The sequence below is a fragment of the Streptomyces violaceus genome (genome assembly GCF_036014075.1).
Taxonomy (GTDB): Bacteria; Actinomycetota; Actinomycetes; order Streptomycetales; family Streptomycetaceae; genus Streptomyces; species Streptomyces violaceus.
Genome location: NZ_CP107911.1, coordinates 4,091,283 through 4,112,962 on the forward strand (window position 1 = coordinate 4,091,283; position 21,680 = coordinate 4,112,962).

Sequence of the window (21,680 nt, forward strand, 5' to 3'; positions counted from 1 at the left end):
CCTTGACGCTTGGGCTGAGCTCAAGATGTGGACGGGATTGTAGGTACCGGAACCTGATCAAAACAGAGCGCGATAAACGGAATTGGACTTCCGAGGTAATGCCCTGAAAGCATTCCGAGGCGTCCGTGGAGCACGCGAATGATCGTGAACGAATTCACGCGGTGAACGGCACAGGAACTACTGTAAAGGCGAGCACTGACAGCCGCACATGACGAAGGGCCCCACGGGTGGGGCCCTTCGTCTGGAACGGTGTACGTCGTGGCCGGCTCAGACCAGAATCGTCGGCGGCGGCGTGGTCGGCCACGTCATCTTGATCAATCCGCCGTGCTCTCCCGCGCTGACCTCGACATCGTCGACGAGTCCGCTGATGACCGCGAGGCCCATCTCGTCCTCGTCGGCTTCGCCGTCGGGGTCGCCGGGACCGGCGCCGGGCGCGTGCTCGCCCGGGACCGCGTGCGGGGCCTCGTCGCCGACCTCGATGGAGAACTGCTTCTCCTCCTCGATCAGCAGCACCTTCACAGGTGCCGAGATCCCTACGGTCTGGTGCAGCCCGACGGCACGGGTACACGCCTCGCCGACGGCGAGCCTGACCTCGTCGAGGACGGCCTCGTCCACCCCGGCCCTGCGCGCCACCGCTGCCGCCACCAGCCGGGCGGTCCTGACGTGCTCGGGCAGCGCGCTGAAGCGGAGCTCAACGGTGGCCATGCATCCCCCTCGCAACTACGGGCGTGCTGTCGGGAGGCTCCGGGCCGCCGAAAGCCCGGGCCCCCTCGGTCTTCACTTCTTCCGAACCTCTGCCATGCTTCGGCCGGCCCGGGCGCGAGGCCCGGGTCCGGTGTCAGTCGGTGGCCGCCACCGCTTCCTCGACCGAGGTGTGAATCGGGAACACCTTGGTGAGGCCGGTGATACGGAAGATCTTCAGAATGCGCTCCTGGTTGCAGACCAGGCGCAGGGAGCCCTCATGGGCTCGCACGCGCTTCAGGCCGCCGACCAGTACGCCGAGTCCGGTGGAGTCGAGGAAGTCCACGCCCTCCATGTCGACGACAAGGTGGAAACTGCCGTCGTTCACCAGCTCGACCAACTGCTCGCGCAGCTTGGGCGCGGTATATACGTCGATTTCGCCACCGACCCTGACGATCGTGCGATCGCCCATGGTCTCGGTCGACAGGGACAGGTCCACGGATCCTCCAGCACCTTGCTATCGAGCGGTCGCCCTTGGGGCACTCGGCTTCAGCCCTTGGACGCTTCGCCAGCCGCGATGGCATTCAATCACTTACCGGCAGGCGTGCACGACGCCTTGGCTCCATTGTCCGTCACGCCAGTGACACACTCGGTGCCGATGGCCAAGAATCACCGATCCGATCGAACCCCGACGGACCCCGCCTCCCGACCCGCGCCGGGCGTGGTCCTGGACCGGCTCGCGTCCGGTCCGAGCAGGGCTTCGCGCATTACTCATACGGAGCACTTGCCCCCGCGCGAGGGTCGGCATGCCGTCTGGCCGGACCGGATCCGCGCGGAAGTCGTCGCCGCCGTGCACGCCGCGGGCATCGAGCACCCCTGGGCCCATCAGGCGCGTGCGGCCGAGCACGCGCTGGACGGCCACTCGGTCGTCGTCGCCACGGGCACGGCCTCCGGCAAGTCCCTGGCGTACCTCGTGCCGGTTCTGTCCACCCTTCTGGAGGGCGCCGAGGCCCCGAACGGCCGCGGCGCGACCACCCTCTACCTGGCCCCCACCAAGGCCCTTGCGGCGGACCAGTGCCGTTCGGTGAAGGAACTTTCACATCCACTGGGCCATTCGGTGCGCGCGGCCGTCTACGACGGCGACACTCCGTTCGAGGAACGCGAATGGATCCGCCAGTACGGCAACTACGTCCTGACCAACCCGGACATGCTGCACCGCGGCATACTTCCGTCCCACCCCCGCTGGTCCTCCTTCCTGAAATCGCTGAAGTACGTCGTCATCGACGAGTGCCACACCTACCGCGGCGTGTTCGGCTCGCACGTCGCCCAGGTGCTGCGCCGGCTACGCCGCCTGTGCGCCCGCTACGGCGCCTCGCCCGTGTTCCTGCTGGCCTCCGCAACCGCCGCCGAGCCCTCGGTGGCGGCCCGCCGCCTCACCGGCCTGCCGGTGCTGGAGGTCGCCGACGACGCCTCCCCGCGTGGTGAACTGGTGTTCGCCCTGTGGGAGCCGCCGCTGACCGAGCTGCACGGCGAGAAGGGCGCCCCCGTCCGCCGCACGGCCACCGCCGAGGCCGCCGACCTGCTGACCGACCTCACCCTGCAGGGCGTGCGCTCGGTCGCCTTCGTGCGCTCCCGGCGCGGCGCCGAGCTGATCTCGGTCATCTCCCAGGAGCGCCTGGCCGAGGTCGACCGGTCGCTGGCCCGGCGTGTCGCGGCGTACCGGGGCGGCTATCTCCCGGAAGAACGCCGCGCACTCGAACACGCCCTCCATTCGGGTGAACTCCTGGGCCTCGCCGCGACGAACGCCCTCGAACTCGGCATCGACATCTCCGGCCTGGACGCGGTCGTCATCGCCGGATACCCGGGCACCCGCGCCTCCCTGTGGCAGCAGGCGGGCCGGGCCGGACGGTCCGGGCAGGGGGCGCTGGCCGTCCTGGTGGCCCGCGACGACCCGCTGGACACCTTCCTGGTCCACCACCCGGAGGCCCTGTTCGACCAGCCCGTCGAGTCCACGGTCCTCGACCCGGACAACCCCTATGTGCTGGCCCCGCACCTGTGCGCGGCCGCTGCGGAGCTGCCCCTGACGGACGAGGACCTCGACCTGTTCGGCCCGGCCTGCGAGGGTCTCCTGCCGCAGCTGGAGGCCGCGAAGCTGCTGCGCCGCCGCACCAAGGCCTGGCACTGGACCCGCCGCGAGCGCGCCGCCGACCTGACCGACATCCGTGGCGAGGGCGGACGCCCGGTCCAGGTCGTCGAGACCGGCACGGGCCGGCTGCTCGGCACGGTCGACGCCGGTGCCGCGCACTCGACGGTGCACGAAGGCGCGGTCCACCTCCACCAGGGCCGCACCTACCTGGTGCGCTCCCTGGACATGGAGGACTCCGTCGCCCTCGTCGAGGAGGCCGCCCCGCCGTACTCCACGGTCGCCCGCGACACGACGTCCATCTCCGTCCTGGAGACCGACACCGAGATCCCCTGGGGCGACGGCCGCCTCTGCTACGGCTCGGTCGAGGTCACCAACCAGGTCGTCTCCTTCCTCCGCAGACGGCTCATCACCGGTGAAGTGCTGGGCGAGACGAAACTCGACCTCCCTCCTCGTACGCTCCGCACCCGGGCCGTGTGGTGGACCGTCACCGAGGACCAACTGGACCGGGCCCGGATCAACCCGGAGATCCTCGGGGGCTCCCTGCACGCCGCCGAGCACGCGTCGATCGGCCTGCTGCCCCTCTTCGCGACCTGCGACCGCTGGGACATCGGCGGCGTGTCGATCCCGCTCCATCCCGACACGCTGCTGCCCACGGTCTTCGTCTACGACGGCCACCCCGGCGGCGCGGGCTTCGCGGAGCGCGCCTTCCACACCGCCCGCACCTGGCTGACCGCCACCCGCCAGGCCATCTCCTCCTGCGAGTGCGACGCCGGCTGCCCGTCCTGCATCCAGTCCCCCAAGTGCGGCAACGGCAACGACCCGCTGCACAAGAGGGGGGCGGTGCGGCTGCTCACGGTGCTGCTGGAGGGCGCCCCCGAGGAGAAGGAGACGGAGGAGAACGTGGCGGCCGGGCAGCCGACCGGAGGTCCGGAGGAGCCGCTGGAGAACCGGCCCGCGTCCTCCCCGCCGCCGACGGGAGCTCCAGGGGAGCCGTCGGAGGCCCCGCCCGCGCCCTGACCTCCGCCGTGAACGGCCCGCGTCCCGACGCCGCAGTCACGTCCGAGATCTCGCCGACGATCTCGCACCGCACGAGCCGGACGCCCTGTGCCCGGGCCACCCGGCCGGCCCGGGCGCAGGCCGCCGTACCGCCCTCGGCCCAGTGGTCCGCCGCCGCGAGCGCCGCGAGATCCGCACCGCCCGCCGCTCGGTGCCGGATGGCGACGGCCTGTCCCAGCGCGAGGACGACGCCGAACACCACACACAGGACGGCGATCGCCCCGACGCTCCAGACGGTGGCGGAACCCCGGTCCGAGACGGCGGGCGTCATGCCCCGGCGTCTCATGTGCCCACCGCCTCCTCCACCGACGCCACGGCCTCCTCGCGCACGGCGAAGGACAGCCCGCGCAGCACCGGCGGTTCGGCCACGACGATCACCCGGACGTGTTCCCCTTCCCGGCTGACGGTCACCTTCGCGCCGGGCGGCGCCGCCTCGCGGGTCAGCCGCACGACCGCGTCAGGCGGGTCCTGGCGGGCCGCAGCGCGAGCGCCCGTCCGTGCCGCGTCCACGCACTGGATCTGCGCGGCCACGGCCAGCAGACCCGCCACCAACGCCATCGCGAACATCACCAGTACGGGCAGCACCACAGCCGACTCCGCCGTGACGAACCCCCGGTCCGAGCCCCGCTCACATCCGCGCATTGAGGGCTTCCGTCACGACGCTCTGCAACTCCGCGCTGACCGCGCCGCTGGTGACGACCTTGTAGAGCACCACCGCGAACGCCACCGCCGCGACGATTCCCATCGCGTACTCGGACGTGACCATCCCCGCGTCCCTCCGCGCCGCACGCATTCCGCACACCAGGGCACGCAGCCGTGCCCGTACCACCTGATACATCTCAACCTCCGTAAAAAATACGAACTTCTGTCTCGTGTCGCCGGCTTCTCTCGGGCCCTTGTCCGCGTCAGCCACCACCCCCTCCGAGCACCCCGCCCGCGAGCCCGATCACCACGGGCAGTACGCCGACCGCGATGAACGCGGGCAGGAAGCACAGCCCGACCGGTGCGCTGACCATGACGCCCGCCCGGCGCGCCCTGGCCGTCGCGGCGCGGCCCCAGTCGGCTCGGGCCTCGGCGGCGAGCCGTGCGACCGGTGCGGCGGCGGGCAGTCCGGACACACCGGCCCCTTCGAGCAGCCGGGCCAGGCCTCCGGCGCCCGGCACGGCGGCCAGCCTCCGCCAGGCCGCGCCCGGTTCGCCGCCCAGCCGGACCTCCGCCGCGCCACGCGCCAGGGCGTGGCCCACAGGGCCGCCCAGGGCCTCGCCCACCGCCTGCGCCGCGATCACCGGGCCGGCACCCGCCGCGATGCAGGCCGCCAGCAGATCGGCCGCGAGGGGCAGTTGCCGCGCCGTCTCGGCGAGGTCGGGTGCCCGCGCGGCCTTACCCACCGCCTCCTGCCGAAGCCGCCACCGCCACATCCCCACCGCACCGGCCAGTCCCACGGCGGCACCGACGAGGCCTCCGACCAGCGCCCACCCGGCGCACGCCACACCCGCAGGAGGCAGCCATGTCCGCGCGGCCCGGCGTAAGGCGAGGCGCGGGACGGGAGCGGTCGCCTTCCGGGACGACAGCTCGGCCAGCCGTCGCCGCATCCTCCGGCGGCGCCGCGCCTCCGTCAGCCACCGCACCGCCCACCCGAGGGCCAGCACGATCCCCACCGCCACCCCCAGCCTGTGGACAACTTCCCCGCTCATGCCACCTCCTCGGCGTCCCGCACGATCCGCAGCACCCACCACAGCCCCAGGCCCTCCAGCACCCCGCCGACCACCAGACAGCCCAGGCCCGCCGGGGTGTGCAGCAGCACATGGAGGGGCTCGGCGCCGAGGGCGGTGCCGATGAGAAGCCCCAGGGCCGGCAAGCCGGCGAGCATCACCGCCGTGGCCCGGGCGCCAGCCAACTGGGCGCGTAGATCGGAGCGTTGGTCCCGCTCGGCCCGCAGGGCGGCGGCGAGCCGGTCGAGTCCGGCCGCGAGCCCCGCGCCCTGGTCCACGGCCACCCGCCAGCACGCCGCGAGCCCCCGCAGCCCCTCGCCCCCCGGTTGCCGGGCCGCCGCCTCGAGCGCCCCCGGCACGTCGCCGCCGAAGCGCGCCGCCGCCAGAACCGTCGCCTGCGCGTCCACAGGCCCCCCGCAGTCCCGCGCGGCGCGCAACAGCGCCTCACCCGGCTGACGTCCGGCCCGCACCTCGCCGGCGAGCGCCCCGCACAACGCGATCACCGCTTCCGCCCGACTCTCCCGGTCACGCCCAGCCCGACCGGCCAGCCGGACCCGCCGCAACAGCGGCACCCCGGCCGCTCCCAGGACGACCGGCAGCACCGACGCCCCGAGCACCGCCAGCACCAGCCCGGCCACCGGTGACCACCACTCGGCCCGCAACCGCCCGCGGACCCTTCGCAGCCCACCTGTCACCTGCCACCACCCGGGCGGCCCACTCCCGACGGCTCCGCCGCCCGCGAGCAGCAAGCGCGCCCGACCCGCCACCGAGTCCCGCTCCCCCAACAGCCAGACCGCCGCCCCCATGCACGCCACGGCCGCCCCCATCGACATCTCAGCCACCCCCGCCATCACTCGACCCCTTCAGTCCCTGTCATCACTCGGCCCTCCCAGTGCCTGCCATCGCCAGACCCTCTGAGCCCCCGTCATCACTCGCCCACCGCTGTGACCGACGCTGGGCCGACATCACCCGTCCCGCTTCCGCTCCCGTCGCTGCCGTAGCTGCCTTCGCTGCCTTCGCTGCCTTCGCTCCGCAGCAGCCCACGCAGCCGCTCCCACCCCCGTTCGCGCACGAAGGCCTCCGCTCCCCACCGCAGTGCGGGCACCGTCCGCACCAGCCCCGTCGGATCCCGCTCCAGCACGTGCACCTCGGCGATCCGCCGCCGCCCGGCCCGGTCGCGTGCAAGGTGCAGCACCACGGAGAGGGCCGCCGCCACCTGGCTGTGCAGCGCGGCCCGGTCGAGCCCGGCGGCCGTGCCGAGCGCCTCCAGCCGGGCCGGTACATCGGCGGCGGCATTGGCGTGCACGGTTCCGCACCCGCCCTCGTGGCCGGTGTTCAACGCGGCCAGCAGATGGACCACTTCGGGTCCGCGCACCTCGCCCACCACCAGCCGGTCGGGCCGCATCCGCAGTGCCTGGCGCACCAGGTCCTCGAGAGTTACGAGGCCCGCGCCCTCCTGGTTGGCGGGTCTGGTCTCCAGCCGCACCACGTGCGGATGATCCGGCCGCAGCTCCGCCGAGTCCTCGGCGAGGACGATCCGCTCGTCCGGTCCCACCAGCCCCAGAAGCGCACTCAGCAGCGTCGTCTTGCCCGAGCCCGTGCCCCCGCTGACCAGAAAGGACAGCCGTGCGTCGAGCAGCGCGCGCAGCACGCGGTCCCCGCCCGGCGGCACCGTGCCCGCAGCGACCAGCTCGCCGAGGGTGAAGGCACGCGGCCGTACGACCCGCAGCGACAGGCAGGCGCAGCCCACGGCCACCGGTGGCAGCACCGCGTGCAGCCGGGTCCCGTCGGGCAGCCGGGCGTCGGCCCAGGGGCGGGCGTCGTCCAGACGGCGCCCGGCCACGGCGGCGAGGCGCTGGGCGAGTCGTCGTACGGCCGCCGCGTCCGCGAAGCGCACCGTCGTCAGCTCCAGTCCGCCGCCCCGGTCCACCCAGACCCGGTCAGGGGCCGACACCAGCACGTCCGTCACCGACGGGTCGGCGAGCAGCGGCTCCAGCGGCCCGCTGCCGACCAGTTCGGATCGCAACTGTGCGGCGGCACCCAGGACTTCGGCGTCCCCGAGCACCCGCCCCTGCTCCCGCAGGGCCTGGGCCACTCGCGCGGGGGTCGGCTCGGCCCCGCTCTCGGCCAGCCACCGCCGCACCCCGTCGAGCAGCCCGGCGCCCTCGGGTCCGGACACCGCTTCGGTCACCGCGCTCATGGGGCACCCACCTCGACGAGCGCCCGCTCCCAGAACCCCTTGCAGAACCGGGCGAGCGGTCCGCGCGGGGCGGCACCAGGTGGTGCCGTGCCCCCGTCCGGGCGCAGCAGCCCCGGCTCGACCGGCACCTCGCCGGCCAGGGGCAGTCCGAGCAGCCGGGCCACCTCCCGGTCGTCGAGCCCCGGCGGATACGGCCCGCGGACCGCCACCCGCAGATCGCGCAGGACCATGCCGACAGCGGACGCCACGCGCCCGGCGGCCGCGACGGCCCGCAGTTCCGCGGGCACCACCAGCACGCCGACGTCCAGTTGGGTGAGCACCTCGGCGACTCCGTCGTCGATGCGGCGTGGCAGGTCGACCACGACCGTGCCGCCCCGGCGACGGGCCGCCGCGAGCACCGCGCGCACCGCCTGGGGCGGGACGGCGATCCGGTCGCCACGGTCCCAGCTGAGCACCCGCAGCGAGTGCAGCTCGGGCAGCGACTCCTCCAGGGCACCACCGCCGACCCGCCCGCGGGAGGAGGCGAACGCGGGCCAGCGCAGCCCTTCGGCCGTCTCACCTCCGAGGAGTACGTCGAGTCCGCCACCCAGCGGATCGGCGTCCACGAGGAGCGTGCGCAGCCCCTCCCGCGCGGAGGTGACGGCCAGCGCGCACGCGAGCGTGGACGCTCCGGCCCCGCCCCGGCCGCCGATGACGCCCACGGTGAGGGCGGGCCGGCCGACGCCCTCGGCCACGTCGGCGATGCGGTCGACGAGCCACTGCTCGCCGTCGGGCAGCATCAGGACGTGCTCGGCGCCGATCTCGACGGCCCGCCGCCATACCCCTGAGTCGTCCTGGTCCCGGCCGACGAGGACGACGCCCCTTCTGTGCGCGGCCCCGCGTACGCGCCGCGCGGCGTCGTCACCCACGAGGACGAGCGGCGCCGCCTCCCAGCTGCCTCTGCGCTCCGGCACCCCGTGGTGCACCTCGGGTGTGGCGCCCGCCGCCGCGCACAGGCGCAGCAGGTCGTCGAGGAGCTCGGTGTCCTCGGTGACGATCAGTGGTCCGCCCTGCCGCCCTCCGGCGGCCGGTGGCGGATCGTGTGTGACGGCTCCGGCCACGGTCATCCCCCTTCACTGCTTGCCTCGCGCGGCCCTGCGGCCCCGCGATCCCCGAACGTGGGAAGAACCGACCAGGCGGCCTCCCTATGAACGGCCGGAAGAAACCGGCCAAACGCCTCCCGGCAATCGGAACCGGCCATGAACTCGCCGCGAGCGGGGTGCATGGGAATCACGGTGCAGTGATCCCGGAAATCGTGTGGATCTTGGTGGATAACTGTGGACGTCTCGACAGTTGTGAATATCGCCGTCACCCATACCGGTGACCGCCGCAGGCCCTCTGTGCGACTTCCACAGAGCAGTCCGACGACTACACAACGTGATGAATCATGGGCATGACAACACTGCCGTCAGTGCCGCATCAGAGCGGCGATCCGGCCGCGCGAAGTAAGGAGAAAACCCACCCGGACATGCGACGACCCCCGCCGGGGGGGAGAGCGGGGGTCGTCCCCACGGCCGACTCGGGGGGGGAGGAGTCGGACCGGGTTAGCACGGTCGCGAACGATCCGTGACTTCCATGGTGTACCCGAGAGCCCTCTCAGGCAAACCCACGCGCCCCACCTTACGCCGAATGGGCTGCCCCTATGCTCAAGGGCGTGGAAAACCACTCGTTGCCCCGCACAGCGGCCTTCTTTGACCTGGACAAGACGGTCATTGCGAAGTCGAGCACGCTCACGTTCAGCAAGTCGTTCTACCAAGGCGGTCTGATCAACCGCAGGGCTGTGTTGCGCACCGCATATGCCCAGTTCGTCTTCCTGGCCGGCGGCGCCGACCACGACCAGATGGAGCGCATGCGCGCCTACCTGTCCGCGCTGTGCCGCGGCTGGAACGTGCAGCAGGTGAAGGAGATCGTCGCCGAGACGCTGCACGATCTGATCGACCCGATCATCTACGACGAGGCCGCCTCCCTCATCGAGGAGCACCACACGGCGGGACGCGACGTCGTGATCGTGTCCACGTCGGGCGCGGAGGTGGTCGAGCCGATCGGTGAACTGCTCGGCGCGGACCGCGTGGTGGCGACCCGGATGGTCGTGGGCGACGACGGCTGCTTCACCGGCGAGGTGGAGTACTACGCGTACGGCCCGACCAAGGCCGAGGCCATCAGGGAGCTGGCCGCGTCCGAGGGGTACGACCTCAGCCGCTGCTACGCCTACAGCGACTCGGCGACCGACGTCCCGATGCTGGAGTCCGTCGGCAACCCCCATGCCGTGAACCCGGACCGTGCGCTGCGCCGCGAGGCCCTCGCGCGCGGCTGGCCGATCCTGGACTTCCACCGCCCGGTCCGGCTCAAGCAGCGCATTCCCGCGTTCTCCGTACCGCCGCGTCCGGCGCTCGTCGCGGTCGCCGCGATAGGCGCTGCGGCGGCCACCGCGGGTCTCGTCTGGTACGCGAACCGGCGCCGGGCGACGGTCGCCTGACCCGGGACGATCCCAAGTCCTATTTGAACCCAAAAGTAAAGAAGTACAGCCTGGACTTCCGCTTGCTGCGGGGCTGGAGTACAAAGGACTCAACGGCCCGCGAGACCAAGGACATCCGAGAGGATCACCTTTAAATACGCATGTGGCCCCACGGACCGAGCATGAACACCGGGCACCCACGCGACGTCGACCCGTCGAATACGGGCCAGCCGCACCAGGGACGGGCAAAGTTCCCGACCTGATGGGCATATATCGAGGACGCTTGGTACCCCGATGCTCATGCCAGCGGCGGTACGAGTTTCTCGTACCGCCGCATCACTTTCCGGCCCGGCCGGACGAGTTTCACGCCGCTCCGCGCTGCAGCGCCTCGCACACCGCCGTCGATTCGCGTGCCCCCAGTTCGACCGCCCTGCCACAGTGGGCGATCCAGGCGGCCACGCCCTCCGTCGTACCGGAGACGTACCCGTCGAGGGCTTCCAGGTAGGCGCCGCGGCCCAGCTCGGCGTGGCCGACCTCGGCCGGGCAGACCGACTTCGGGTCCAGGCCGCTGCCGATCAGGACGATGCGCTCGGCCGTGCGCGCGACCAGGCCGTTGTGGGACGTGAACGGGCGCAGCGCGAGGAGTTCGCCGTGCACGACGGCGGCCGTCACCAGCGCCGGGGCGGTGCCGCCCGCGATGATGAGCCCGGCCAGCCCCTCCAGCCGGCCGTGCGTCTCAGCCGCGCTCGGCAGCGGCAGCGCGACGAGCGGCTCGTCGACCGGCTCACCCTCCTGCCGGGGCCGTCCCACCTGGTCGGCCTGGTCGGCGGCCGCGACCAGGTGCAGCCGGGCCAGCACCCTCAGGGGTGACTGCCGCCAGATCGACAGCAACTGGCCCGCCTCCGCGGTGAGCCGCAGTGCGGCACCCACGGTGTGCGCCTCGTCGTCACCGCTGAAGTCCGTACGCCGGCGCACCTCCTCCAGGGCCCAGTCCGCGCCGGACAGCGCCGCCGAGCCACGGGCGCCGCGCAGGGCCGCCTCGGAGGTGACCGCGTTGCTGCGCCGCCGCATGATCCGGTGCCCGTAGACCCGGTCCACGGCCTTGCGCACGGACTCCACGGACTCGGCCACACCGGGCAGGGCCCCCAGGGTCGCAAGGGGATCGGCGGTCGCACCTGCTGTACTCATGAGTACGACCCTACGCACCCCGGGAGCCCTCACCACGGCGGAGTGGCCTTCTTCACTGCGCTACCGCTTCGCCGCCGGCGCCCCTGGCACGCCCTTCGGGGCAGGGGCGGGGCCACCCGCGAGGAAGGACGCCCAGCCCTGCTTCGGCGCCTCGCCGACCTTCAGGGAGCGCAGCTTCTCCAGCGTCTTCGGATCCTGGGCGTCCAGCCAGTCCACCAGCCGGCGGAACGAGACACAGCGCACCTCCGGCTTGGTGCACACCGCCTCGATGACCTGCTCGACGGCCCGCATATAGGTGCCGCCGTTCCAGGACTCGAAGTGGTTGCCGATGATCAGGGGCGCACGGTTGCCGTCGTACGCCCGGTAGAAGCCCTTGAGCAGGCCGTCGCGCATCTGGTCGCCCCAGAGGCCGAACTTGCCGCGGTCACCCTGAGTGGTGGTGCCCGACTGGTTGACCATGAAGTTGTAGTCCATGCTGAGCTGCTCGTAGGAGTGCCCGGGGAAGGGCACGAGCTGCAGGGACACGTCCCACAAGCCCTCCTTCCGCTTGGGCCAGACCTGGTCGTTGACACCGCTGGTGTCGTAGCGGAAGCCCAGTTCGCGGGCCGCCTTCATGAAGTTCCGCTGCCCTTCGAGGCAGGGTGTGCGGGCGCCGATGAGCTCCTTTTCGTAGTCGAAGGGCAGCGGGGACGCGTTGCGCAGGCCCGTGTTGGTCTTCCAGGTCCTCACGAAGTGTTTGGCCTGGGCGATCTCGTCCTTCCAGTCCTCCACCGACCACTCGCCGACCCCGCCGCCGCTTCCGCAGAAGTGGCCGTTGAAGTGCGTGCCGATCTCGTTGCCCTCCAGCCACGCGAGGCGCAGTTGCTCCGCGGTGGCGGCGATGCCGCTGCGGTCGTTGAAGCCGATGTCGGAGCGGCCCGGGGAGTGCTGCGGCGGCCGGTAGAGGTCGCGTTTCTCGTCCGGCAGCATGTACACGCCGCTCAGGAAGTACGTCATCGTCGCGTCGTTGGCCTTGGCGACCTTGCGGAAGTGGGAGAACAGCTTCTGGCTGTCCTCGCCCGCGCCGTCCCAGGAGAAGACGACGAACTGCGGGGGCTTCTGGCCGGGCCGCAGCCGTTCGGGCCTGGGCAGGTGGGGCTGGGCGCCGGTGTAGGCGGTGGAGCCGTCTCCGATCAGCCGGACCGGGCTCTTCGGTGCCGGGGCCGGCTTCGCCGTCCGCGGGTCGGGGTCTGCGTGCCGGGACGTGCCGGTCGAGCAGCCGGCGAGCGATGCGGCGCAGACCGCGGCGATCACGCGGCCCGCGGCGATCCTGTGAGTGGCGGCCATGTGTCGCCCACCTTCTTCCTTCTCTCGGGTGCCGACAGCGCCGCCAAATTCGCACGGGACCGAGAAGGAATTAGTACGACAAGCCGATCAAATAGCCGCTTCACTCGTCGGGGTGATTTATTCGCCCATTTGCCCGTAAAGTCTATGCCCGCCCTTTACTCTGCATTACGATCCGTTTACCGAGCGTTGATTCATCCCGCCGATTTACGCCGTGACCTACGGCCGCGACCGAACCCCGCCCCGAGCGGAAAGTCCAGTTACGCGACCGCGCAGCCCCGGAGGAGACGGGAAACAATGTCTGCCTGCGTCCCCACACGCGCCGCCGACCCGAACCGGACCGAGCGCACCCACCCGCCCCACAGTCCGCCGCCGACCGGCCCCCGCCGCTTCCGGATCGCGGGTGCCGACGTGTCGGCCTCGATCGCGGTCTTCCTGATCGCCCTGCCCCTGTCCCTGGGCATCGCCCTCGCCACCGGCGCTCCCCTCCAGGCCGGCCTCGTCGCCGCCGCCGTGGGCGGACTCGTCGCCGGACGGCTCGGCGGCTCCCCGCTCCAGGTGAGCGGGCCGGCCGCCGGACTCACCGTCGTCACCGCCGACCTCATCCTGCGCTACGGCTGGCGAACGACCTGCGCCATCACCGTCCTCGCCGGCCTCGCCCAACTCGGCCTGGGCTGCCTGCGTGTGGCCCGTGGCGCCCTCGCCGTCAGCCCCGCCATCGTGCACGGCATGCTGGCCGGGATCGGCGTCACCATCGCCGTCGCCCAGCTGCACATCGTGCTCGGTGGCACACCGCAGAGCTCCGTCCCCGACAACCTCCGTGCGCTGCCCGCCCAGCTGGCACACGTGCACCCGGCGGCCGTCTCGGTGAGCGCGCTGACCCTCGCGCTGCTGCTGCTCTGGCCGAGACTGCCCGGCCGGGCCGGACGCCTGCTGCGCAAGATCCCGGCGGCGCTCGTCGCCGTGACCGGAGCCACCGCGGTCGCCGCACTCGCCGGTCTGCGCCTGCCCAAGGTCGACCTGCCGTCCTGGAGCAACCACGCCCTGGCCGGGCTGCCCGAGGGCCCCGTGCTCGGCCTTGTCGCCGCGGTGCTCACCACCACGCTGGTGTGCAGCGTGCAGTCGCTTCTCGGCGCGGTCGCCGTGGACAAGCTGGTGGCGGGCCGCCCGGGCCTGTCCGCCCACGTCGGGCGTTCCCGCCTCGACCGCGAACTGCTCGGACAGGGCGCCGCCAACATCGTCTCCGGATCGCTCGGCGGGCTGCCCATCGCCGGTGTGGCCGTGCGGAGTTCGGCGAATGTGCACGCGGGCGCGGTGAGCCGGAACTCCACGATGCTGCACGGCGTTCTCGTAGTGATCGCCGCGCTGCTGATGGTCCCGCTCCTGGAGCTCATCCCGCTCGCCTCGCTCGCCGCCCTGGTGATGGCCGTCGGCATCCAGATGGTGTCCCTGAACCACATCCGCACGGTGACGCGCCACCGGGAAGTGTGGGTCTACGCCGTCACCACCCTGGGCGTCGTATCCCTCGGCGTCCTGGAGGGCGTGGCACTGGGCATCGCCATGGCCGTCGGCGTCGCCCTGCACCGCCTGACCCGCACGCGCATCACGCACGAAGTGACGGAGAAAGTCCATCACGTACACGTCAGAGGACAGTTGACGTTCCTCGCCGTGCCACGGCTCAGCCGGGTCCTGCATCTCGTACCCCATGGGGCGGACACCGTCGTCGAACTGGACGGTTCGTTCATGGACCACGCGGCGTACGAGACATTGCAGGACTGGTACAAGACGCACACCGCGCAGGGCGGCACCGTGGAGATCGCCGGCCGGCATCCCGGCACGCGCGTCTCCGAGCCCCAGGCCTTCACCGGCTGCCGTTGCCGGCCCTGGACACCCTGGCGCAACCACCAGTGCGACCGCCCCCGGTCCGCGGCCCACTCCGGGCACGACCCGGGCGGGACGGACCGCCCCGAGCCGGACCCGACGGGTTCCGGCGGAGCCAGCGGGCACGAACTGGCGCGTGGCATCAGCGCGTTCCAGCGCAACACCGCGCCCCTGGTGCGCAGTGAACTGGCCCGGCTGGCGCGCGAGGGGCAGCGGCCATCGCAGCTCTTCCTGACCTGCGCCGACTCACGGCTGGTCACCTCGATGATCACTTCCAGTGGTCCCGGCGACCTCTTCGTGGTGCGCAACGTGGGCAACCTCGTGCCGCTGCCCGGCGAGGAGAGCGGGGACGACTCGGTGGCCGCGGCGATCGAGTACGCGGTGGACGTGCTGAAGGTGCGGTCCATCACGGTGTGCGGGCACTCCGGGTGCGGAGCCATGCAGGCGCTGCTCAGCTCCGAACCCGGCGGCACCCGGACCCCGCTCGAGCGATGGCTGCGGCACGGTCGGCCCAGTCTGGAGCGCGTGACCGACGACAGCCGGCCGGGGGGCAGAATCGCCGGACGGGCGCCCGAGGGCGCGGTCGAGCAGCTCTGCCTGACCAACGTGGTCCAGCAGCTGGAGCATCTGCGCGCCTACGACTCGGTCGCCCGCGCCCTGCGGGACGGCGAGCTGGAGCTCCAGGGCATGTACTTCCATGTGGGCGAAGCCCAGGCCTATCTGCTCACCGAGGTGGACGGGGACCGGGTGTTCGACCACGTACGGCCAGCCGGCGTGAGCCCGGGCCCCGCCCCACGACAGCCGGCGTGAGCCCGGGCCCCGCCCCACGACAGCCGGCGTGAGCCCGGGCCCCGCCCCACGACAGCCGGCGTGAGCCCGGGCCCCGCCCCACGACAGCCGGCGTGAGCCCGGGCCCCGCCCCACGACAGCCGGCGTGAGCCCGGGCCCCGCCCCACGACAGCCGGCGTGAGCCCGGGCCCCGCCCCACGACAGCCGGCCGAGCTGCGGTCCGCGCCGCCCAACAGCCCCTGCCCGGGGCAGGTCGGGCGAAGGCGAGCGGCGACCCCCGTACGCCGCCCGCGGAGGAGACGATGTTGCGGGCGATGCCGTACAGCCAGGCCCGCTCGTCGCCCCGGCCGGGGGCGGTCGGTGTGGGCGGAGTCGAGCGCCGCGAGGAAGACCTCGGCGGTCAGGTCCGCCGCCGTGTGGACGTCGGCGACACGCCGGGCCACGAAAGACATCACGGCGTCCACGTGGCGCCGGTAGAACTCTTCGAAGATCTGGGGGTCGTGGGCCGCCGCCGCGGGCCCGCCCCGTATGCCGTCCACTCGCCGGTCCTCTCTCGGTGCGCTCCACCTGTAATTGGGCCGGACTGTGAGAGGCGTTACAGAGACTGAACCCTGCCTGGTCGGCGTCCGTGGGTACGGATGACCCCGGCCGCCGAAACCGACCTCCTCAAGAGGTCTAAACCAATCGGCGGTCGGCCCTTGTCACCGCACCCCCGGGTCTGATGAGCTGTGGCCTGGGACACAACGGACACCCCGGGAAAGGCAGATGCCGTGAGCAACGAAAGCCTGGCCAACCTGCTGAAGGAAGAGCGCAGGTTCGCACCCCCCGCCGACCTGGCCGCCAACGCCAACGTCACCGCGGAGGCGTATGAACAGGCCAAGGCTGACAGGCTCGGCTTCTGGGCCGAGCAGGCCCGTCGGCTGACCTGGGCCAAGGAGCCCACCGAGACCCTCGACTGGTCGAACCCGCCGTTCGCCAAGTGGTTCAAGGACGGCGAGCTCAATGTCGCCTACAACTGCGTCGACCGGCATGTGGAGGCCGGGCTCGGCGACCGTGTCGCCATCCACTTCGAGGGAGAGCCCGGCGACAGCCGCGCGATCACCTACGCCGAGCTCAAGGACGAGGTCTCCAAGGCCGCCAACGCCCTGCTGGAGCTCGGAGTTCAGGCCGGCGACCGGGTCGCCGTCTACATGCCGATGATCCCCGAGACCGCGATCGCGATGCTGGCGTGCGCCCGGATCGGCGCCGCCCACTCGGTCGTCTTCGGCGGCTTCTCCTCGGACGCGCTCGCCACCCGCATCCAGGACGCCGACGCGCGCGTGGTCATCACCTCCGACGGCGGCTACCGGCGCGGCAAGCCGTCCGCGCTCAAGCCGGCCGTGGACGAGGCGGTCGAGAAGGCGGGCATCGTCGAGCACGTCCTGGTCGTGCGCCGCACGGGCCAGGAGGTCGCCTTCACCGAGGGCCGCGACGTGTGGTGGCACGACGCCGTGGAGCGGCAGAGCGCCGAGCACGCCCCGCAGGCGTTCAACGCCGAGCACCCGCTGTTCATCCTGTACACCTCGGGCACCACGGGTAAGCCCAAGGGCATCCTGCACACCTCCGGCGGCTACCTCACGCAGACCGCCTACACCCACCACGCCGTCTTCGACCTCAAGCCGGAGACCGACGTGTACTGGTGCACCGCCGACGTCGGCTGGGTCACCGGTCACTCGTACATCGTCTACGGCCCGCTCGCCAACGGCGCGACGCAGGTCATGTACGAGGGCACGCCCGACACCCCGCACCAGGGCCGCTTCTGGGAGATCGTGCAGAAGTACGGCGTGACGATCCTCTACACCGCGCCGACCGCGATCCGTACGTTCATGAAGTGGGGCGACGACATCCCCGCCAAGTTCGACCTGTCCAGCCTGCGGGTGCTGGGCTCGGTGGGCGAGCCGATCAACCCCGAGGCGTGGATCTGGTACCGCAAGAACATCGGCGGCGACCGCACCCCGATCGTGGACACCTGGTGGCAGACCGAGACCGGCTCGATGATGATCACCCCGCTGCCGGGCGTGACCGCGACGAAGCCCGGCTCCGCGCAGACGCCGCTGCCCGGCATCGCCGCGACGGTCGTCGACGACGAGGCGCGCGAGGTGCCCGACGGCGGTGGCGGCTACCTGGTCCTCACCGAGCCGTGGCCGTCGATGCTGCGCACCATCTGGGGCGACGACCAGCGGTTCATCGACACGTACTGGTCGCGCTTCGAGGGCAAGTACTTCGCCGGCGACGGTGCCAAGAAGGACGACGACGGCGACATCTGGCTGCTCGGCCGGGTCGACGACGTCATGCTCGTCTCCGGGCACAACATCTCCACCACCGAGGTCGAGTCCGCGCTCGTCTCCCACCCGTCGGTCGCCGAGGCGGCCGTGGTCGGCGCGGCGGACGAGACGACCGGGCAGGCGATCGTCGCGTTCGTGATCCTGCGGGGTACGGCCGCCGAGACCGAGGACCTGGTCGCCGAGCTGCGCAACCACGTCGGCAACACCCTCGGCCCGATCGCCAAGCCCAAGCGGGTCCTGCCGGTGGGCGAGCTGCCCAAGACCCGCTCCGGCAAGATCATGCGCCGTCTGCTGCGGGACGTCGCCGAGAACCGTCAGCTCGGTGACGTGACCACGCTGACCGACTCCACGGTCATGGACCTCATCCAGTCCAAGCTGCCCGCCGCGCCCAGCGAGGACTGATCAAGACGCACGCATAGCGGAGCAGACGAAGGGCACCCGGCGATCGACACGCCGGGTGCCCTTTCGGTATCCGTTCTGCGTTCTGCGCCCGCGGCGAAGATCGCCGGATGCGCTCGGCGATACGTTTTACCTAGACTGAGAAGAACAACTGCTTCATGGTGCGCCGGGAAGTCTGGTCGGCATGTGTTCAGCCCTGCCCACCGACCGGAGGTCTCCCCCGTGACCGCGCCCCGCTCCACCACCCCTCGCAAGGTCCTCGGACGACTGTCGCTGCCCGAGCGCACCTACGTGGCGGACGCGCTGCGCACCGAGACCGTCGGCGGTGTGCTGCTGCTCGCCGCCGCGGTCGCCGCGCTGCTCTGGGCGAACATCCCGGCGCTGGGGGACAGCTACGGGAGCGTCGCCCACTTCCATCTGGGCCCCGCCTCGCTCGGCCTCGACCTGTCTCTCGCGCACTGGGCCGCCGACGGGCTGCTGGCGATCTTCTTCTTCGTCGCCGGGATCGAACTGAAGCGCGAACTCGTCGCGGGCGACCTGCGCGACCCCAAGGCCGCCGCGCTCCCGGTCGTCGCCGCCCTGTGCGGCATGGCCGTACCGGCGCTCGTCTACACCGTCACCAGCGTCACCGGCGGCGGCTCCCTGGCCGGGTGGGCCGTGCCCACCGCCACCGACATCGCCTTCGCGCTCGCCGTGCTCGCGGTCATCGGCACGTCCCTGCCGAGCGCGCTGCGGGCCTTCCTGCTCACGCTCGCCGTCGTCGACGACCTCTTCGCGATCCTGATCATCGCCGTCTTCTTCACCGCCGATCTGAACTTCGCCGCGCTCGGCGGCGCCGTGGTGGGCCTGGCCGTCTTCTGGCTGCTGCTGCGCAAGGGCGTACGCGGCTGGTACGTGTACGTGCCGCTCGCGCTCGTGATCTGGGCGCTGATGTACAACAGCGGCGTCCACGCCACCGTCGCCGGCGTCGCCATGGGCCTGATGCTGCGCTGCCACCGCGAGGAGGGCGAGAGCCACTCCCCCGGCGAGCACATCGAGCACCTCGTACGCCCCCTGTCGGCGGGCCTGGTCGTGCCACTCTTCGCGCTGTTCAGCGCGGGTGTCTCCGTCTCCGGCGGAGCGCTCGCGGACGTGTTCCGTTCGCCGGAGACCCTCGGTGTCGTCCTCGGGCTGGTCGTCGGCAAGGCGCTCGGCATCTTCGGCGGGACCTGGCTGACGGCCCGTTTCACCAGGGCCTCGCTCAGCGACGATCTCGCCTGGGGGGACGTGTTCGCGGTGGCGAGCCTCGCCGGCATCGGCTTCACCGTCTCGCTGCTCATCGGCGAACTCGCCTTCGCCGGCGACGAGACGATGACGAACGAGGTCAAGGCCGCCGTGCTGCTGGGCTCGCTCATCGCCGCGACACTGGCGACCGTCCTGCTGAAGATACGGAACGCCAAGTACCGCCGTCTGTGGGAGGACGAGGAGCGCGACGAGGACCTCGACGGCATCCCGGACGTCTACGAGGAGCACGACCCGGCGTACCACCTGCGCCTGGCCGCCCGCTACGAGGCCAAGGCCGCGGAACACCGCAGGATCGCCCAGGAGAAGGCAGCCGCGCGCCACGAGCTTGCCGAAGTACCGGGCGGGGCAGGCGAGGACCACGACGGTCCGGCATGATCTGACGAGACGGTACAAAAAGACGGAGAGGGAGAGACCGCGATGAGCGCACCCGACGGCAGCCCGGTCGGCGCCGAACGCAGCATCGGCCAGCTGTTCGCCTCGGCGACGGCGGAAATGTCGGCGCTGGTGCACGACGAGATCGCGCTGGCGAAGGCGCAGCTCAAACAAGACGTGAAGCGCGGCGCGACCAGCGGCGGTGCCTTCTCCATGGCCGGCGCGGTGCTGCTGTTCTCCCTGCCGATGCTGAACTTCGCGCTGGCGTACGGCATCCGCACCTGGAGCGACTGGAACCTCGCGATCTGCTTCCTGCTGTCCTTCGCGGCGAACGTGCTGGTCGCGGTCGTGCTCGCGCTGATCGGCGTGGTCTTCGCGAAGAAGGCCAAGAAGAGCAAGGGTCCGCAGAAGGTCGCCGCCTCGATGAAGGAGACCGCGGTCGTCCTGCAGAAGGCCAAGCCGCACCCGCGTCCGGAGCTCCCGCAGGACCGGGTCCCCGAGGCCATCGAGGCTGTGGCACGCTCGTCGTCATGACGGACCCCGCCACACCTTCGGCACAACCGGCCTCGGCCGTTCTCCTCGACCTTCCCGGCGGGAGGAAGGTGAGCCACCGCGACGTCGCCGCCAACGGCGCCCGCTTCCACATCGCCGAGCTGGGCGACGGGCCGCTGGTCCTGCTGCTGCACGGCTTCCCGCAATTCTGGTGGACCTGGCGGCACCAGCTGGTGGCGCTCGCCGACGCGGGCTTCCGGGCCGTCGCCATGGACCTGCGGGGCGTCGGGGGCAGCGACCGTACGCCGCGCGGTTACGACCCCGCCAACCTCGCGCTCGACGTCACCGGCGTCATCCGCTCGCTCGGCGAGCCGGACGCCGCGCTGGTCGGCCACGACCTGGGCGGATACCTCGCGTGGACGGCCGCCGCGATGCGCCCCAAGCTGGTGCGGCGGCTGGCGGTCGCGTCCATGCCGCATCCGCGGCGCTGGCGCTCGGCCATGCTGCGAGACGTCAAGCAGTCGCGTGCCGGTTCACACATCTGGGGGTTCCAGCGGCCCTGGATCCCGGAGCGGCAGCTCACCGCCGACGATGGGGCGCTCGTGGCCGAGCTGATCCAGGACTGGTCCGGGCCGCGGCCTCCGGAGGACGAGGCCCTCGAGACCTACCGCCGCGCCATGTGCATCCCCTCCGCGGCGCACTGCGCGGTCGAGCCGTACCGCTGGATGGTGCGCTCCCTGGCCCGTCCGGACGGCATCCAGTTCAACCGGCGCATGAAGCGGCCCGTGCGCGTACCCACCCTCCATCTGCACGGCTCGCTCGACCCCGTGATGCGCACGCGCAGCGCGGCCGGATCCGGCGAGTACGTCGAAGCCCCGTACCGCTGGCGCCTGTTCGACGGTCTCGGCCACTTCCCGCACGAGGAGGACCCGGTCGCGTTCTCCTCGGAGCTCATCAACTGGCTGAAGGATCCCGAACCCGATCGGTGACCGGTTGACCCCGCCCGGTATCCGCACGTGAACGCCTGTCCTACGAACGGCCAATTGCCTGGCGCATAGGCCAATTGGGCGCCCCGGGAGCGGTTATCGACCATGGGGCGGGGGCACACGTCGGGGTATGGGCTGGACGCACGACTACAGTGACGCAAGCCGCAATCGCCGCTCGGCGGGCGGTGCGAACCCCCACCAGCGAAGCGGCGCACCGCAGATGGTGACCGCGGATCCCCGGGTCGGGATCCCGCGTATCCTCCGCCGCCGGGCCCGCTGGGTCTCCGTACGTCTGCGCCACACACGCGACTGAGGCGCCACCCGCGCGAGTGACGCCCCGACCACCCCTCCGC

Annotated in this window: 18 protein-coding genes and 2 pseudogenes; 8 read left to right on the top strand and 12 right to left on the bottom strand. The window is 71.9% G+C overall.

What is annotated here, in order from left to right; translation table 11 throughout:
* Positions 1-267: 267 nt before the first annotated feature.
* Together OG542_RS18300 and bldG are read right to left on the bottom strand one after the other, a co-directional pair.
* Complete coding sequence (locus OG542_RS18300; protein ID WP_184594622.1) at positions 268-705, bottom strand: ATP-binding protein; 438 nt, start codon at positions 703-705, stop codon at positions 268-270.
* Between the two features lie 133 nt (positions 706-838).
* On the bottom strand, positions 839-1,180 hold the full coding sequence (gene bldG, locus OG542_RS18305) for an anti-sigma factor antagonist BldG (RefSeq protein WP_003991900.1): 342 nt from the start codon (positions 1,178-1,180) through the stop codon (positions 839-841).
* Positions 1,181-1,258: 78 nt separating this feature from the next.
* On the opposite strand from bldG, the gene OG542_RS18310 reads away from it, so the two are divergent.
* On the top strand, positions 1,259-3,844 hold the full coding sequence (locus OG542_RS18310; RefSeq protein WP_328412191.1) for a DEAD/DEAH box helicase: 2,586 nt from the start codon (positions 1,259-1,261) through the stop codon (positions 3,842-3,844).
* A gap of 40 nt (positions 3,845-3,884) precedes the next feature.
* Here OG542_RS18310 and OG542_RS18315 read toward each other — a convergent pair.
* The 7 genes and pseudogenes from OG542_RS18315 to ssd all read right to left on the bottom strand — a co-directional run.
* Positions 3,885-4,169, bottom strand: a pseudogene (locus OG542_RS18315) (Rv3654c family TadE-like protein); the annotation flags it as partial.
* Positions 4,166-4,525: a TadE family type IV pilus minor pilin gene (locus OG542_RS18320; RefSeq protein WP_328412193.1), complete on the bottom strand. Its 360-nt coding sequence runs from the start codon at positions 4,523-4,525 to the stop codon at positions 4,166-4,168. The gene OG542_RS18320 and the pseudogene OG542_RS18315, both read right to left, overlap by 4 nt.
* Positions 4,512-4,721 carry a DUF4244 domain-containing protein gene (locus OG542_RS18325; protein ID WP_184594616.1) on the bottom strand — a complete coding sequence of 70 codons (210 nt, stop codon included), beginning with the start codon at positions 4,719-4,721 and terminating at the stop codon, positions 4,512-4,514. Before OG542_RS18325 ends, OG542_RS18320 begins: the two co-directional genes overlap by 14 nt.
* 67 nt (positions 4,722-4,788) lie before the next feature.
* Positions 4,789-5,577 (bottom strand): type II secretion system F family protein, encoded by a 789-nt coding sequence (locus tag OG542_RS18330; RefSeq protein WP_311126975.1) that lies wholly within the window; start codon positions 5,575-5,577, stop codon positions 4,789-4,791.
* Entirely contained in the window at positions 5,574-6,446 is an 873-nt protein-coding gene (locus tag OG542_RS18335) for a type II secretion system F family protein (protein ID WP_328412196.1), read from the bottom strand. Before OG542_RS18335 ends, OG542_RS18330 begins: the two co-directional genes overlap by 4 nt.
* Positions 6,447-6,523: 77 nt before the next feature.
* Positions 6,524-7,795, bottom strand: coding sequence for a TadA family conjugal transfer-associated ATPase (locus OG542_RS18340; RefSeq protein WP_328412198.1), 1,272 nt, complete (start codon positions 7,793-7,795; stop codon positions 6,524-6,526).
* Complete coding sequence (gene ssd, locus OG542_RS18345; protein ID WP_311126972.1) at positions 7,792-8,895, bottom strand: septum site-determining protein Ssd; 1,104 nt, start codon at positions 8,893-8,895, stop codon at positions 7,792-7,794. The genes OG542_RS18340 and ssd overlap by 4 nt, the downstream gene beginning before the upstream one ends.
* A gap of 581 nt (positions 8,896-9,476) precedes the next feature.
* On the opposite strand from ssd, the gene OG542_RS18350 reads away from it, so the two are divergent.
* Positions 9,477-10,310, top strand: coding sequence for an HAD family hydrolase (locus OG542_RS18350; RefSeq protein WP_184594608.1), 834 nt, complete (start codon positions 9,477-9,479; stop codon positions 10,308-10,310).
* A gap of 342 nt (positions 10,311-10,652) precedes the next feature.
* Here OG542_RS18350 and OG542_RS18355 read toward each other — a convergent pair whose 3' ends face one another.
* Positions 10,653-11,477: a Fic family protein gene (locus tag OG542_RS18355; protein WP_328412201.1), complete on the bottom strand. Its 825-nt coding sequence runs from the start codon at positions 11,475-11,477 to the stop codon at positions 10,653-10,655.
* A gap of 60 nt (positions 11,478-11,537) precedes the next feature.
* Positions 11,538-12,803: a polysaccharide deacetylase family protein gene (locus OG542_RS18360; RefSeq protein WP_328412203.1), complete on the bottom strand. Its 1,266-nt coding sequence runs from the start codon at positions 12,801-12,803 to the stop codon at positions 11,538-11,540.
* 294 nt (positions 12,804-13,097) lie between these two features.
* On the opposite strand from OG542_RS18360, the gene OG542_RS18365 reads away from it, so the two are divergent.
* On the top strand, positions 13,098-15,491 hold the full coding sequence (locus tag OG542_RS18365) for a SulP family inorganic anion transporter (RefSeq protein WP_328412205.1): 2,394 nt from the start codon (positions 13,098-13,100) through the stop codon (positions 15,489-15,491).
* Between the two features lie 271 nt (positions 15,492-15,762).
* Here OG542_RS18365 and OG542_RS18370 read toward each other — a convergent pair.
* Positions 15,763-16,009: pseudogene (locus OG542_RS18370) on the bottom strand (RNA polymerase sigma factor); the annotation flags it as partial.
* Positions 16,010-16,240: 231 nt separating this feature from the next.
* On the opposite strand from OG542_RS18370, the gene acs reads away from it, so the two are divergent.
* From acs to OG542_RS18395, 5 genes are all read left to right on the top strand, one after another.
* Positions 16,241-18,196 carry an acetate--CoA ligase gene (gene acs / locus OG542_RS18375; RefSeq protein ID WP_328341664.1) on the top strand — a complete coding sequence of 652 codons (1,956 nt, stop codon included), beginning with the start codon at positions 16,241-16,243 and terminating at the stop codon, positions 18,194-18,196.
* A 219-nt stretch (positions 18,197-18,415) separates the two neighbouring features.
* On the top strand, positions 18,416-19,852 hold the full coding sequence (gene nhaA, locus OG542_RS18380; protein ID WP_328412207.1) for a Na+/H+ antiporter NhaA: 1,437 nt from the start codon (positions 18,416-18,418) through the stop codon (positions 19,850-19,852).
* Between the two features lie 42 nt (positions 19,853-19,894).
* Positions 19,895-20,383: a phage holin family protein gene (locus OG542_RS18385; RefSeq protein ID WP_184594594.1), complete on the top strand. Its 489-nt coding sequence runs from the start codon at positions 19,895-19,897 to the stop codon at positions 20,381-20,383.
* Positions 20,380-21,330 (top strand): alpha/beta fold hydrolase, encoded by a 951-nt coding sequence (locus OG542_RS18390; RefSeq protein WP_328412210.1) that lies wholly within the window; start codon positions 20,380-20,382, stop codon positions 21,328-21,330. The genes OG542_RS18385 and OG542_RS18390 overlap by 4 nt, the downstream gene beginning before the upstream one ends.
* A 127-nt stretch (positions 21,331-21,457) precedes the next feature.
* Positions 21,458-21,640: a hypothetical protein gene (locus OG542_RS18395; RefSeq protein ID WP_078506886.1), complete on the top strand. Its 183-nt coding sequence runs from the start codon at positions 21,458-21,460 to the stop codon at positions 21,638-21,640.
* Positions 21,641-21,680: the final 40 nt, after the last annotated feature.

Bases quoted from the DNA above. Each gene is read 5' to 3' on its own strand.
- OG542_RS18335 (WP_328412196.1), bottom strand. From the start codon at position 6,446: ATGGCGGGGGTGGCTGAGATGTCGATGGGGGCGGCCGTGGCGTGCATG.
- OG542_RS18390 (WP_328412210.1), top strand. From the start codon at position 20,380: ATGACGGACCCCGCCACACCTTCGGCACAACCGGCCTCGGCCGTTCTC.
- OG542_RS18310 (WP_328412191.1), top strand. From the start codon at position 1,259: ATGGCATTCAATCACTTACCGGCAGGCGTGCACGACGCCTTGGCTCCA.
- OG542_RS18395 (WP_078506886.1), top strand. From the start codon at position 21,458: ATGGGCTGGACGCACGACTACAGTGACGCAAGCCGCAATCGCCGCTCG.
- OG542_RS18340 (WP_328412198.1), bottom strand. From the start codon at position 7,795: ATGAGCGCGGTGACCGAAGCGGTGTCCGGACCCGAGGGCGCCGGGCTG.
- OG542_RS18300 (WP_184594622.1), bottom strand. From the start codon at position 705: ATGGCCACCGTTGAGCTCCGCTTCAGCGCGCTGCCCGAGCACGTCAGG.
- OG542_RS18365 (WP_328412205.1), top strand. From the start codon at position 13,098: ATGTCTGCCTGCGTCCCCACACGCGCCGCCGACCCGAACCGGACCGAG.
- OG542_RS18350 (WP_184594608.1), top strand. From the start codon at position 9,477: ATGCTCAAGGGCGTGGAAAACCACTCGTTGCCCCGCACAGCGGCCTTC.
- OG542_RS18325 (WP_184594616.1), bottom strand. From the start codon at position 4,721: ATGTATCAGGTGGTACGGGCACGGCTGCGTGCCCTGGTGTGCGGAATG.
- OG542_RS18355 (WP_328412201.1), bottom strand. From the start codon at position 11,477: ATGAGTACAGCAGGTGCGACCGCCGATCCCCTTGCGACCCTGGGGGCC.
- OG542_RS18385 (WP_184594594.1), top strand. From the start codon at position 19,895: ATGAGCGCACCCGACGGCAGCCCGGTCGGCGCCGAACGCAGCATCGGC.
- OG542_RS18360 (WP_328412203.1), bottom strand. From the start codon at position 12,803: ATGGCCGCCACTCACAGGATCGCCGCGGGCCGCGTGATCGCCGCGGTC.
- OG542_RS18320 (WP_328412193.1), bottom strand. From the start codon at position 4,525: ATGCGCGGATGTGAGCGGGGCTCGGACCGGGGGTTCGTCACGGCGGAG.
- OG542_RS18330 (WP_311126975.1), bottom strand. From the start codon at position 5,577: ATGAGCGGGGAAGTTGTCCACAGGCTGGGGGTGGCGGTGGGGATCGTG.